The organism is Agrobacterium sp. 16-2014-1-2a (assembly GCF_053522705.1).
The window spans coordinates 477,540-491,365 of the sequence record NZ_JBNWBX010000002.1; the positions used below are offsets into that span (position 1 = coordinate 477,540).

The 13,826-nt window shown below is 58.6% G+C and carries 11 protein-coding genes; 10 read left to right on the plus strand and 1 reads right to left on the minus strand.

Going from position 1 to position 13,826, the window contains the following annotated elements; genetic code table 11:
* Positions 1 to 4: 4 nt before the first annotated feature.
* The 4 genes from murG to ACQZ45_RS11125 all read left to right on the plus strand — a co-directional run bounded on the left by murG (position 5) and on the right by ACQZ45_RS11125 (position 4,558).
* On the plus strand, positions 5 to 1,141 hold the full coding sequence (gene murG / locus ACQZ45_RS11110) for an undecaprenyldiphospho-muramoylpentapeptide beta-N-acetylglucosaminyltransferase (protein WP_013636510.1): 1,137 nt from the start codon (positions 5 to 7) through the stop codon (positions 1,139 to 1,141).
* Positions 1,138 to 2,553, plus strand: coding sequence for a UDP-N-acetylmuramate--L-alanine ligase (gene murC, locus ACQZ45_RS11115; RefSeq protein ID WP_003513215.1), 1,416 nt, complete (start codon positions 1,138 to 1,140; stop codon positions 2,551 to 2,553). Before murG ends, murC begins: the two co-directional genes overlap by 4 nt.
* On the plus strand, positions 2,550 to 3,515 hold the full coding sequence (murB, locus tag ACQZ45_RS11120) for a UDP-N-acetylmuramate dehydrogenase (RefSeq protein ID WP_003513214.1): 966 nt from the start codon (positions 2,550 to 2,552) through the stop codon (positions 3,513 to 3,515). Before murC ends, murB begins: the two co-directional genes overlap by 4 nt.
* Positions 3,516 to 3,715: 200 nt before the next feature.
* A complete protein-coding gene (locus tag ACQZ45_RS11125) occupies positions 3,716 to 4,558 on the plus strand; it encodes a GGDEF domain-containing protein (protein WP_448742245.1) in 843 nt (280 codons plus the stop codon).
* 69 nt (positions 4,559 to 4,627) lie between these two features.
* Here ACQZ45_RS11125 and ACQZ45_RS11130 read toward each other — a convergent pair whose 3' ends face one another.
* Positions 4,628 to 5,932 carry an MFS transporter gene (locus ACQZ45_RS11130; protein ID WP_112154101.1) on the minus strand — a complete coding sequence of 435 codons (1,305 nt, stop codon included), beginning with the start codon at positions 5,930 to 5,932 and terminating at the stop codon, positions 4,628 to 4,630.
* Between the two features lie 542 nt (positions 5,933 to 6,474).
* On the opposite strand from ACQZ45_RS11130, the gene ACQZ45_RS11135 reads away from it, so the two are divergent.
* The 6 genes from ACQZ45_RS11135 (at position 6,475) to ACQZ45_RS11160 (ending at position 13,817) form a co-directional block, all read left to right on the plus strand.
* Positions 6,475 to 7,401, plus strand: a complete 927-nt coding sequence (locus ACQZ45_RS11135; RefSeq protein WP_003513211.1) for a D-alanine--D-alanine ligase — start codon at positions 6,475 to 6,477, stop codon at positions 7,399 to 7,401.
* A complete protein-coding gene (locus ACQZ45_RS11140) occupies positions 7,389 to 8,321 on the plus strand; it encodes a cell division protein FtsQ/DivIB (protein WP_003513210.1) in 933 nt (310 codons plus the stop codon). Before ACQZ45_RS11135 ends, ACQZ45_RS11140 begins: the two co-directional genes overlap by 13 nt.
* Positions 8,318 to 9,649: a cell division protein FtsA gene (gene ftsA, locus ACQZ45_RS11145; protein ID WP_003513208.1), complete on the plus strand. Its 1,332-nt coding sequence runs from the start codon at positions 8,318 to 8,320 to the stop codon at positions 9,647 to 9,649. The genes ACQZ45_RS11140 and ftsA overlap by 4 nt, the downstream gene beginning before the upstream one ends.
* 92 nt (positions 9,650 to 9,741) lie before the next feature.
* Positions 9,742 to 11,487: a cell division protein FtsZ gene (ftsZ, locus tag ACQZ45_RS11150; protein WP_003513206.1), complete on the plus strand. Its 1,746-nt coding sequence runs from the start codon at positions 9,742 to 9,744 to the stop codon at positions 11,485 to 11,487.
* Positions 11,488 to 11,758: 271 nt separating this feature from the next.
* Positions 11,759 to 12,715 carry a UDP-3-O-acyl-N-acetylglucosamine deacetylase gene (gene lpxC / locus ACQZ45_RS11155; protein WP_003513204.1) on the plus strand — a complete coding sequence of 319 codons (957 nt, stop codon included), beginning with the start codon at positions 11,759 to 11,761 and terminating at the stop codon, positions 12,713 to 12,715.
* A 235-nt stretch (positions 12,716 to 12,950) separates the two neighbouring features.
* Positions 12,951 to 13,817, plus strand: coding sequence for an outer membrane protein assembly factor BamD (locus ACQZ45_RS11160; protein WP_003513201.1), 867 nt, complete (start codon positions 12,951 to 12,953; stop codon positions 13,815 to 13,817).
* The last annotated feature ends 9 nt before the right edge of the window (positions 13,818 to 13,826 follow it).

The window sequence follows — 13,826 nt, forward strand, 5'->3', positions numbered from 1 at the left end:
GATCATGAGCAAGGGTATTGTTCTGCTCGCCGCCGGGGGTACCGGCGGCCATGTCTTTCCAGCCGAGGCCTTGGCGCACACGCTGAAAGCGCGCGGTTATCAGGTGCATCTGGTCACCGACAGCCGTGCCGAGCGTTATGCGGGAAAGTTTCCGGCGGAAGAAATTCACGTCGTTCCATCCGCCACCATTGGTTCGAAAAACCCGATTTCCGTGGCGCGTTCGCTGTGGAAGCTGTGGACAGGGCTGCGTTCAGCGCGCCGGCTGATCACGAAGCTGAAGCCGGTTGCGGTCGTCGGCTTTGGCGGTTATCCCACCGTGCCGCCGCTGCTTGCCTCGACCGGGCTTGGCGTGCCATCGATCATTCACGAGCAGAATGCGGTGATGGGTCGAGCCAACAAGGCGCTGGCGGCCCGTGTGAAGGCGATTGCCGGCGGTTTTCTGCCGCCCGCCAACGGCCAATATTCCGACAAGACGGTTGCGACCGGCAATCCCGTGCGCCCGGCGGTGCTGGCGGCGTCAGAGATACCCTATACGCCTTCACAGACCGGCGAGACGTTCCAGCTCGTGGTTTTCGGCGGCAGCCAGGGAGCGCAGTTCTTTTCCAGCGCGGTTCCCGCGGCGATCTGCCTGTTGAAGGACGAGCAGCGCAAGCGCATCGTCGTGACCCAGCAGGCGCGCCCCGAAGACAAGGACAGTGTGATCTCCTCGTATCAGAAGCTGGGCGTGAAGGCGGATGTCTCGCCTTTCTTCGGCGATATGGCCTCGCGCATCGGTGAGGCCGATCTGGTCATCAGCCGTTCGGGTGCGTCGACGGTATCGGAGCTTTCGGTCATCGGCCGACCCTCGATCCTTGTGCCTTATCCGCATGCGCTGGATCACGATCAGGCGGCCAATGCGGCAGCGCTTTCGGCAGCCGGCGGTGCAAGCGTTATCAAGCAGTCGGAACTGTCGCCGCAGAAGCTTTCCGGCCTTCTGTCCTCGGCGCTGTCCGAGCCGGATCGGTTGTCCGCAACGGCGGCGGCGGCCAAGGCGACAGGAAAACCGCATGCGGCGGATGTGCTGGCCGATCTGGTCGAGGCGATTGCGAGCGGAAAGTCCGTACAGGAATTCAAGAAGAACATTGAAGGAGTTGAGGCATGAAGATGCCGAAAGCCATAGGCCTTGTCCATTTCATCGGCATAGGCGGGATCGGCATGAGCGGCATTGCCGAAGTGCTTCACAATCTCGGTCATCGCGTACAGGGCTCCGACCAGGCCGACAGCGCCAATGTGCAGCGTCTGCGCGACAAGGGCATCGAGGTCTTCGTCGGCCACACGGCGGATAATCTCGGTGATGCCGAGGTCGTGGTCGTTTCCACCGCGATCAAGAAGAACAATCCGGAGCTGATCGCCGCGCGGGAAAAACACCTGCCGATCGTTCGCCGTGCCGAAATGCTGGCCGAGTTGATGCGTTTCCGCAACGCCATTGCCATCGGTGGCACGCACGGCAAGACCACGACAACTTCGATGGTCGCGACCCTGCTGGAAGCCGGCAATCTCGACCCGACCGTGATCAACGGCGGCATCATCAACGCCTATGGCACCAACGCCCGCATGGGCGAGGGCGAGTGGATGGTGGTGGAGGCCGATGAATCCGATGGCACATTCCTGAAGCTTCCGGCCGATGTGGCCGTGATCACCAATATCGACCCGGAACATCTTGACCACTACGGCAATTTCGACGCCGTGCGCTCTGCTTTCCGGCAATTCGTGGAGAATGTTCCGTTCTACGGCTTCGGCGTCATGTGTCTCGACCATCCCGAGGTGCAGGCTTTGGTTGGGCGTATCGAAGACCGTAAGGTCATCACCTATGGTGAGAACCCACAGGCCGACGTGCGGTTTTCGAATGTGCGCATCGATGGCACGCGGTCTATCTTCGATGTGGAAATTCGCCGGCGCCGCACCGGCAAGATATTCTCCTTCACCGATCTCGTCCTACCGATGCCCGGTCGCCACAATGTTTCGAACGCAACGGCTGCGATTGCCGTCGCCAATCGTCTCGGTATTTCGGAAGCGGACATCAAGAAGGGCCTCGCCTCCTTTGCCGGCGTCAAGCGTCGTTTCACGCTGACGGGCGAAGCCAATGGCGTGCAGGTCTTCGACGATTACGGCCACCATCCGGTTGAGATCAAGGCTGTGCTCGCGGCTGCGCGCGAAGCCTGCAAGGGCCGCATCATCGCCGTGCATCAGCCGCACCGCTACAGCCGCCTTTCCAGCCTGTTCGATGATTTCGCGCATTGTTTTAACGATGCCGATACGATTATTCTTGCTCCGGTCTATGCAGCGGGCGAAGATCCGATCGAGGGCGCAAGCTCGGAAGCGCTGGTCTCCGCAATCAAGGCTGCCGGCCATCGCGATGCCCGTTTTCTCGAAAAACGGGAAGATCTCGCGTCAGTGGTTGCAGGCATTGCGAATCCGGGCGATTTCGTGGTTCTCTTGGGGGCCGGAAATATCACGCAATGGGCGGCAGCGCTGCCTTCGGAATTGAAGAGCATATCAGGAAAGTCTGAATGAGACAGGTCGATGGGGTTAAATTGCTGGGGAGGCTCGGCGACGGGGTAAAGGAATTGCGGGGACGTCTGACACCGGATGCGCCCATGGACCGCGTGACGTGGTTCAGAGCCGGCGGTCTTGCGGAAGTCATGTTCCAGCCGCACGATACCGACGATCTGGTTACATTCCTGAAAATCCTTCCGGAGGACGTGCCGTTGACCGTGGTCGGTGTCGGCTCGAACCTTCTGGTGCGCGATGGCGGCATTCCAGGTGTCGTCGTCCGTCTTTCCGCCAAAGGTTTCGGCTCGGTGGAGCTTTCGGGTGAAAACCGCATCAAGGCAGGTGCGATCTGCCCGGACAAGCATATTGCCGCGATGGCCATGGATAATGGCATTGGCGGTTTCCATTTCTATTACGGTATTCCCGGCTCCATCGGCGGCGCTCTGCGCATGAATGCGGGCGCCAACGGCGGTGAAACGCGTGAGCGTGTCGTGGAGGTTTATGCGGTGGACCGTCAGGGCAACCAGCATGTGCTCTCCAATGCGGATATGGATTACAGCTATCGCCACTCCGGCGCCGATGCTGGTCTGATCTTCACCGGCGCCCTGTTTGAGGGTTATCCGGAAGACCGCGCGAAGATCCGCGCCGATATGGACGCCGTACGTCACCACCGCGAAACCGTGCAGCCGATCCGTGAACAGACCGGTGGATCAACCTTCAAGAACCCCGAAGGTCATTCCGCCTGGGAGCTGATCGACGAAGCGGGCGGTCGCGGTCTGGTCATCGGCGGTGCGCAGATGTCATCGCTGCATTGCAATTTCATGATCAATACCGGCCATGCGACCGGTTACGATCTGGAGTATCTGGGCGAGACCATTCGCAAGCGCGTGTTCGAGAAGTCGGGCATTCGGCTGGAGTGGGAAATCAAACGGCTTGGGCTATTCATGCCGGGTCGTGAAGTGGAGCCCTTCCTCGGCGCCTGAAATTTGCGATGCCTCGCGATTGCCATGAGCAACTGCGTTAGCCGTTTCATATCTCTCCTGGCAGCACCAAGCGGCCAGGAGTTTTTGTTTCATATCATCCTTGGCGAAGGGTAACGGTCGATCAATAGTTTTTATCTATAAGCAGTATTTAGATTACGGGAGAGGCAGCGTTGCGCCACTCTACTGCTTGGGTGATATTTATGAGCATTTACATTGCCGATCGCGTAAGCGGACAGCTGTCACGTTTTTTAAGCGAACTCGTCGCGATAACGACATTCACCGTGGCGACACCGGATGGATGGCGTCGGCTTGACCCGGTACAGTCATCATTTCGATTGGCTTGCCTGATCGCTTCCATAGCCGCCGTTATCTGTGTCGTTGCGATCCTGACGATGGCGCAGTTGGACCTGGTCTCGGACTTGAGCAATGGGCTCACAATCGGCCTGGTCCTTAGTACGACAATCTCTTTCACCGTCGGTTTTTTAATTTGCTGGCTCAATGCGAGGCAGATGCAGTTACTGATCCAGTCACACGAGCGTTTTGCGCAGCTCAGCCAGACTGATGCTCTGACAGGTCTTCACAACCGGCTAGGTCTTTATTCGAATTGCGTTCACCTGAGCACGCCATATTGCGTCGCATTTATCGACATTGATCATTTTAAGTCCGTGAATGACAGCTACGGCCATTTGGCTGGTGACATGGTTATCTCCAGTGTCGCTAAGACAATTCGGGAAGGTTTCGATGAAGCCGCTCATGTGGCGCGGATGGGCGGTGAAGAGTTTGTCGTTGTCCACACCCTTGCCCCGGACCGGTTCCTGGAACAGTGCGAAGGCATCCGTGAGAAGATCGCGACGACAACGGTTCATTTTCAGGATTTGCAGATCAGGACCACCATCTCGATAGGTGTGGCCTTGCGCGGGAACAGGGAGATTTTTGAGAAGGTCATGCACAATGCGGATATGGCGCTCTACGAGGCGAAACGTAGCGGGCGTAATCGCATCTGTTCGTCGGGCGCGAAAGGTGGCCGTCAAATTATCGCTTGAGGATCATCACAGACGAAAAAAGGCCGCGAAAGGTGATTCCGCGGCCTCGATCTTTTAGTGGCCTGTCGCTCAGACTTCATCCTTGCGGGACAAAAGAATGCAGGCGAGCGTGATGAGGGCGGATACGCAGAGGTAATATCCGACATATCCCATGCCGTAATTCACCTGCAGCCATGTGGCGATGTAGGGTGCCAGCGATGCGCCGAAGATGCCGGCCATGTTGAAGGTGATGGACGAGCCGGTGTAGCGCACCCTTGTCGGGAAGGGGGCGGCAAGCGCCGTTCCAATCAGGCCGTAGGTCATGCCCATCAGCGTCATCGCAAGAGCCGCGAAGATGAAGATCGAACCTTCGCCGCCTGTCATCAGGGTAGGCAGCAGGAACGAGAACAGGCCGATCAGCACCGTCGTCAGGATCAGGATTTCGCGACGGCCGAAGCGCTCAGCGAGCTTGCCGGCGATCGGGATGAAGATGCCGAAAACGATGGAGCCCATGATCTGCACTTCGAGTGCGTCGAGGAACGGGATTTTCAGAACCTTGACGTTGTAGGACAGCAGATAGGCGGTACCGATATAGAACAGCACGAAGGTAGCCAGCGCCACGAAAGTGCCGAGCGCGAGGCTGCGCTTGTGGTTGCGGAACAGTTCCACGACCGGCACGGCAACACGTTCTTCCTTTTCGATTGCCTTCTGGAAGGCAGGCGTTTCGGTGATCGACAGACGAACCCACATGCCAACCGCGATCAGGATGATCGAAGCGACGAAGGGAATGCGCCAGCCCCAGCTCAGAAGCGCTTCCTGCGACATGAAGTGCAGCAGGATCCAGAAGACGCCGGAGGAGAGGAACAGACCGACGGGCGCGCCGAGCTGCGGAAACATCCCGTACCAGCTGCGCTTGCCGGGAGGAGCGTTTTCCGTGGCCAGCAGGACCGCGCCACCCCATTCTCCGCCAAGACCGAAGCCCTGACCGAAGCGGCAAAGCGCCAGCAACAGAGGTGCCAGAACACCGGCTGTCTCATAGGACGGCAGAAGGCCGATCACGACCGTCGATACGCCCATGGTCAGCAGAGCGGCGACAAGCGTAGCTTTACGGCCGACGCGGTCACCATAATGGCCGAAAACGACGGCGCCGAGCGGGCGGGCGAAAAAGGCGATGGAGAAGGTGGCGAAGGATGCCAGAAGTGCCGTCATCGGATCATTGTTCGGGAAGAACAATGTCGGAAACACGAGCACTGCGGCCGTGGCGTAAACGTAAAAATCGAAAAACTCGATGGTCGTGCCGACCAGGCTGGCAGTGAGAACTCGTGCAGGCGAATTTGTCTTTACAACGTTCGAATTGCCAGCTGTCGGCGATACCTGAGATATCGCGTCAGTCATGGTTTTGGTCCCATTTTTGGATGATTGCATGTCATGCCTTGGGAGGCATTGACTGCGTTAACGCAATTTTTGTTCTTTTGGAATGCTAAAAAAGAAATAATGCGGACAATGTGATCGGCTGGTGCGACAGGGACCGCAGCGTGTGCGAGGACGTAGCCTCAAGATTGAGAGACTGATTCAGGCGACGGATTTAAAACGCTGAAACGTCAGATAATTTTCGCTGGGGAAAAGCGTCATCTGTTAACGTTTTCGCCTTGTCTTTATCAGGGTTAGAAGTGTGCGGCACCCTCGTTCTATTTCCGATCATTGAAAACCTGCATGTTGCAATCCGTGCAACTCTCTGATTCCAAGGAGGTAATTCGGATCGATGCTGATTCTTTAACGGAACTGGCATGTTGGGCGCGGCGGTTAACGAAAGTAAACGATTCATTAACCTTAATGGCGTTTAACTGATCTCAAGGATCATGTGCCAGAATCACCGTTCGTCAAATTCGGTTGGTTCCGGTGCGGTTCGTAGCGGAGATTTGGTGTCAGAGGTATCGATGGGCGGCAAGCACGTAGCTGTTCTTTTGGGTGGGTTTTCGTCGGAGCGGCCGGTCAGCCTCTCGTCCGGGAACGCTTGCGCGCTCGCCCTTGAGGGCGAGGGGTACAAGGTCACCCGGGTCGATGTGGGGCGCGATATCGCCGCCGTACTCGGCGAGCTGCGCCCGGATGTCGCCTTCAATGCGCTGCATGGCCCCTTCGGTGAAGACGGCACCATTCAGGGCATTCTCGAATATCTCGCCATTCCCTATACCCATTCCGGCGTGCTCGCTTCTGCACTTGCCATGGACAAGGCGCAGGCCAAGAAAGTGGCTGCGGCTGCTGGCATTCCGGTGGCTGACGAACGCGTCATGAACCGGTTCGAATTCACCAGCGAACATCCGCTTGCGCCGCCCTACGTCGTGAAGCCGGTGCGCGAAGGCTCGAGCTTCGGTGTGGTGATCGTCAAGGAAGACCAGTCGCATCCGCCGCAAATCCTTACCTCGTCCGAATGGCGTTACGGCGATCACGTCATGGTCGAGCGTTACATCCATGGTCGCGAACTGACCTGCGGCGTGCTCGACGGCGAGGCGCTAGGTGTGACGGAAGTGGTGCCGCTGGGTCACAATTTCTATGATTATGACGCTAAATACGCAGCCGGTGGCTCAAAGCATGTCATTCCGGCAGAAATTTCACCAAAAATTTACCAAAAAATTCAAACACTGGCGGTTATGGCGCATCGGGCGATCGGGTGCCGTGGCGTAAGCCGTTCAGACTTTCGTTACGACGACCGCTTCTCAGAAGATGGCGAAGTTATCTGGCTTGAAGTGAATACGCAGCCGGGCATGACGCCGACCTCCCTGGTGCCGGAAATGGCGGCCCATGCTGGCCGCTCCTTTGGTAACCTTGTCAGCTGGATGGTGGAGGACGCTTCGTGTTTGCGGTGACCGGCAAAAAGTCGACGGCAAAAAAGCGCGAGCAATTCGTGGCGACGGCAAATGCCGACGATCGCAGGGTGCTGCCGCGTCCGCTGCGTCGTTTCGTGCGTTTCGGTGTCAGCCTTGCGACCGGACGCATCCACATTCCCGCCCATACCGGCACGATTTCGGCTGTTGCCTTTTACGCGGTGATCGGGCTTTACGGCATGTCGCTTGGCGGACATACGAATATCGTCACCCAGACCACGACCTCGGCCGCCGGTTTTGCGGTTGAGGACGTCAAGGTATCCGGCAATTTGCAGACATCGGAAATCGAAGTCTTCCAGCTTCTCGGCCTTGACGGCAGCACCTCCCTGATTGCGCTTGATATCGATGCGGCACGCCGCAAGCTCGTCCAGCTTCCCTGGGTCGAAGATGTTGATATCCGCAAGGTCTACCCGAAGACGGTTGAGGTTCGCCTGAAGGAGCGTGAAGCTTTCGGCATCTGGCAGCATGGCACGGAACTGTCGCTGATCGAAAAAAGCGGCAGCGTGATCGCGCCGCTGCGTGACAATAAATTTGCCGCCCTGCCGCTGTTCGTCGGACGCGACGCGGAAACGGGTGCTGCCGGTTTCGTAGCGCAACTGGCCGATTGGCCGGAAATTCGCAATCGCGTTCGCGCCTATGTTCGCATTGCCGGCCGCCGCTGGGATCTGCATCTCGACAACGGCATCGTCGTCAAGCTGCCGGAAGAGAACCTGCCGCAGGCACTGCAATTGCTGGCACGGCTCGATCTCGAGGAAAAGGTTCTGTCGCGTGATGTCGCTGCCGTCGATCTGCGTCTGACGGACCGCACAACGATCCAGTTGACCGAAGGTGCAGCAGAGCGCCGCCAGACGGCGGTAGATGCACGCACGAAGGCACTCAAGAAAGCGGAGAAGAACACATGAGCTTTTTTGGTTCTTCCCATTTCGGCCTGCCTCGTCTGAAGCCGCTGTCTTCCAAGCGCAGCCACATCGTCTCGGTGCTCGACATCGGCTCGACCAAGGTCGTTTGCATGATCGGACGGCTGACGCCGCGCCAGGAAAGCGAAATCCTGCCGGGTCGCACCCACAAGGTGGAAATCATCGGCATTGGTCACCAGCGCTCGCGCGGTGTGAAATCCGGCGTGATCGCCGATCTTGACGCGCTCGAAGGCGTGATCCGTCTTTCGGTGGATGCGGCCGAGCGCATGGCAGGCCTGACCGTCGACAGCCTGATCGTCAATGTCTCCGCCGGCCGGCTGGCAAGCGACATCTATACCGCGAGCATCGATCTCGGCGGACAGGAAGTCGAAGCAAGCGACCTGCGCAAGGTTCTGGTGGCGGCGAGCCAGCAGTCTATGCGTCAGGACCGGGCGATCCTGCATTCGCTGCCAACAGGCTATTCGCTGGATGGCGAGCGCGGCATTCGTGATCCGCTGTCGATGTATGGCGATCTTCTCGGTGTCGACATGCATGTGGTGACTGTCGAACGCACGGCGCTGAAGAACCTCGAGCTTTGCGTCAATCGCGCGCATCTCTCGGTCGAGGGCATGGTGGCGACGCCCTATGCCAGCGGTCTTGCGGCATTGGTCGATGACGAGGTCGAGCTTGGCTGTGCGGCCATCGACATGGGCGGCGGCACCACGACGATCTCGGTTTTCGCCGAAGGCCGTCTCATTCATACCGACGCGATCGGCCTTGGCGGTCATCACGTTACGACAGATCTTGCACGAGGCCTCTCGACACGAATCGAAGATGCGGAGAGACTGAAGGTGGTGCATGGTTCGGCTTTGCTGAATGGCGCGGATGAGCGCGACATGATTTCGATCCCGCCGATTGGCGAAGATGATCGCGATCAACCATCGCAAGTTTCAAGGGCACTTGTTACCCGCATCGTGCGGGCGCGTATCGAAGAGACGCTGGAATTGATCCGTGATCGTATCCAGAAGTCCGGCTTCAGCCCCATCGTCGGCAAACGTGTTGTCCTGACGGGCGGCGCGAGCCAGCTGACGGGGCTGCCGGAAACGGCACGGCGCATTCTTGCCCGCAACGTTCGTATCGGCCGCCCCATGGGGGTTGCGGGTCTTCCGGTTGCGGCAAAGGGACCGGCATTTTCAACCGCATGCGGACTGATGATCTATCCGCAGGTGGCGGACATCGAAATTCATGCGGCGCAAGGCGGAATGTTCTCGCCGTTTGGTACGGGTAGCGGCCGGATAGCCCGGGTAGGGCAATGGCTGAAAGAGAGTTTCTGAGTGGCCTCGTGGCGTGAGCCTGAGGTTTCCAAGTTGAGTTTTCAAGAATCGGCCAGCGGGGCGATGCGGCCAGAGAAAGAAGGAATGGTAAAATGACGATACAGCTGCAAAAGCCTGATATCACCGAGCTGAAGCCACGCATCACTGTTTTCGGTGTGGGCGGCGGTGGCGGTAACGCTGTCAACAACATGATCACAGCTGGCCTCCAGGGTGTCGATTTCGTCGTCGCCAACACGGATGCGCAGGCTCTGACCATGACGAAGGCAGACCGGGTCATCCAGCTCGGCGTCAATGTCACCGAGGGTCTCGGTGCCGGTTCCCAGCCGGAAGTCGGACGCGCCGCCGCTGAAGAATGCATCGATGAGATCATCGATCACCTGAACGGCACCCACATGTGCTTCGTCACTGCCGGCATGGGTGGTGGTACCGGCACGGGTGCTGCACCTGTCGTCGCACAGGCTGCCCGCAACAAGGGTATCCTGACGGTCGGCGTCGTTACCAAGCCTTTCCATTTCGAAGGCGGTCGCCGCATGCGTCTTGCCGAACAGGGCATCGAGGAACTGCAGAAGTCCGTCGATACGCTGATCGTCATTCCGAACCAGAACCTCTTCCGCATTGCCAACGACAAGACGACCTTTGCCGATGCCTTCGCCATGGCTGACCAGGTTCTCTATTCCGGCGTTGCCTGCATTACCGATCTGATGGTGAAGGAAGGTCTCATCAACCTCGACTTCGCTGACGTTCGCTCGGTCATGCGTGAAATGGGCCGCGCAATGATGGGTACTGGCGAAGCTTCCGGTCCGGGCCGTGCGATGCAGGCTGCGGAAGCGGCAATCGCCAACCCGCTGCTCGACGAAACCTCGATGAAGGGCGCACAGGGCCTCCTGATCTCCATCACCGGCGGTCGCGATCTTACCCTGTTCGAAGTCGACGAAGCGGCTACCCGTATTCGCGAAGAAGTCGATCCGGATGCGAACATCATCCTCGGCGCAACCTTCGACGAGGCACTTGAAGGTCTCATCCGCGTCTCCGTCGTCGCGACCGGCATCGACCGCGTTGCGGGCGTTGGCGAACAGAACGTTGCCGATATGCGCGCCGCAGCCGCCAAGCCGCTTATCCGTCCTTCCGCGGCCGTTGCTCCCGCTCCGGCCGCAGTTCAGCCTGCACAAGCAGTATCGCAGGCACCAAAGACCGTAGACCAGATCGCCCAGACCATCCGTTCGGCGGAAGCCGAAATGGAACGTGAACTTGGTTTCGCAGCACACCAGCAGCCCTCTCAGGATTTCCGTCCGCAGAGCAAGCTGTTTGCATCCGCTCCGGCTGAAGCACCGGCAGCTCTCCGTCCGGCACAGCCGGTTCAGCAGGCTGCTCCGGCACCGGTTGCCCCGGCACCGGTCTATCACGCGCCGGAACAGGTTGCCGCTCCGCGTCTGCAGCAGCCGCAGGCTCCGGTCTATCAGGAGCAGGCTCCTGTTGCCCGCCAGCCCGAGCCTGTCCGCATGCCGAAGGTTGAGGACTTTCCGCCGGTCGTGAAGGCCGAGATGGATCACCGTGCCCACGCAGCTCCTGCAGCCCAGGAAGAGCGTGGTCCGATGGGTCTTCTGAAGCGCATCACCAACTCGCTTGGCCGACGCGAAGAGGAAGAAGTTCCTTCCGAAATGATGGATGCGCCGAGCATGGCGCCGCAGCAGCGCCGCGCACTTTCGCCGGAAGCCAGCCTCTACGCTCCGCGTCGTGGCCAGCTTGACGATCACGGTCGTGCGACGCCTTCTTCGGCAAGCCACCATGACGACGACCAGCTGGAAATTCCGGCGTTCCTGCGTCGCCAGTCCAACTAACAGCGATTCCGTTCGCCTCTCCAAACGCCCGGGTCACACGACCCGGGCGTTTTGTTTTATTGTGCGTTATTAACAGTAAATTAATTCATCTTTTCAATGGCTTGTGCGTGTAACAATCCGAAACGAACAGTGATTTGTCCTGGCACTTTCATGTGCGTATGTATGAGGCTGGGTAAGGGAAAACATTGACCTCGCCGGTTGTTGAAACCGGCTTGAAAAACTTGAACGGCGCTGAATATACGGCGCGGTTTTCAAAACAAGGCATATACGCATGACTATCGGACTGCTCGGATTTCAGACGACTATCGCAAATGCTGTTCAGCTCAAGGGCATTGGCGTGCATTCCGGCAATCCGGCTTCGATGACGTTCCAGCCCGCAGAAGCAGGAACGGGCATCGTGTTTCAGCGCCTTCATGAAAATGGCAGCGTAACCGAGTTGAAGGCGGTGTCTTCCAATGTCGGCAATACCGATCTGTGCACCGTGCTCGGCCGCTCGCTATCCCAGTCAGTGGCAACGGTCGAGCACGTCATGGCTGCCATCTACGCCATGGGCCTCGATAACCTCGTCGTTGAGGTCGACGGTCCGGAAGTGCCGATCATGGACGGCAGCTCTGCGCCATTTATCGATGCGATCGAATCGGCTGGCATCAAGAACCTTGGTGTGAAGCGCCGCTATATCCGCGTCATCAAGCCGGTGCGCATCGATTCGGGTGCGTCCTGGGCGGAGTTCCGCCCTTACGACGGCACACGGTTCGAGGTCGATATCGATTTCGATACGCCGCTAATCGGCAAGCAGTCCTGGAAGGGCGACCTGACGGCGGATACGTTCAAGAACGAGCTTTCGCGCGCCCGCACCTTCGGCTTCATGCGTGACGTTGAGCGCCTGTGGGCTGCCGGTTACGCACTCGGCTCCTCGCTTGAAAACTCTGTTGTCATCTCCGACGACAATAGCGTCATCAACATGGAAGGCCTGCGTTATGCCAAGGACGAATTCGTTCGCCATAAGACGCTGGACGCCGTGGGCGACCTGGCACTTGCCGGTGCGCAGTTCATCGGTTGCTATCGCTCCTATCGCGGCGGCCACAAGGTCAATGCCAACGCGCTGAAGGCTTTGCTGAGCGACCGCTCGGCCTATGAGATCGTGGAGGCTCCGGCCGCCCGCAACCAGGTACGTGCCCGCGAATTCGTTCCGGTCAACATGCCGGAATTTGCACCCTGGTCCGCTTGAGTTTGTTGCAGGCTGTTGATTGATAGGAAAAGCCGCTCCGTTTCGGGGCGGCTTTTTCACGATGAGGGGCGGGATGTTTTGTCATACCGTCTGATATTCATGCGATTGCATGGGCCGATGCCATAAAAATGCGTTAATGCATCATCATTGCGTTGCCCTGCAGATGCTTTTATGGCTAGAAACGCCAGTGCAAAGCCGATGCTTATGTATTTGCGCGGGAAGTGGGAACTGTCGAATGAAGCATGTAGGGTCTGGTGCAATGAAGGGTACGATGCGGGGGATCGCCGTTTCGTTGATGTTGGTCGGTGCGAGTGTTGCCGTCACGGCCTGCCAGTCCGATCCGGATATCGACATTACCAAGCTCGGCGTCGAGACCGATCCGCCAGACGTTCTGTACAAGCAGGGGCTTGCCAACATGAACGCCGGCAACATGACGGAAGCCTCACGCAAGTTCGAGGCGATCGACAAGCAATATCCCTTCACTGAATGGGGCCAGAAGGCGCTTGTGATGCAGACCTTCATCGCCACGCGCACCAACAAGAACGACGTGGCCATCGCGTCCGGCAGCCGATTCCTGCGCCAATATCCGCGCTCCAAGGATGCCGCTTACGTTCAGTACATGATCGGTCTTGCCTATTCTAAGCAGATTTCCGACGTGACTCAGGACCAGCGCGCCGCGCAGCGCACGGTCGAGGCGATGAGCAAGGTGGTCAACGACTACCCTGATTCGGAGTATGTCGCCGACGCGCAGGCCAAGATCCGTTTCGCCCGCGACCAGCTCGCCGGCCGCGAAATGCAGGTCGGCCGTTATTACCTTGAGCGCAAGGAATATCTCGCCGCCGTTTCGCGTTTCCGTATCGTCGTCGAGCAATACCAGAACACCAACCAGATCGAGGAAGCGCTGGCCCGTCTGACGGAATCCTATTATGCGATGGGTCTTTCCGACGAGGCGCAGACTGCCGCCGCCGTTCTCGGCAACAATTATCCCGACAGCCAATGGTATGCGGATTCCTACAAGCTGCTGAAGGGCGGTGGGTTGGAGCCGCGTGAAAACAAGGGGTCCTGGATTTCGCGCGCCGGCAAGAAGCTTATCGGCGCCTGAGACAGGGCA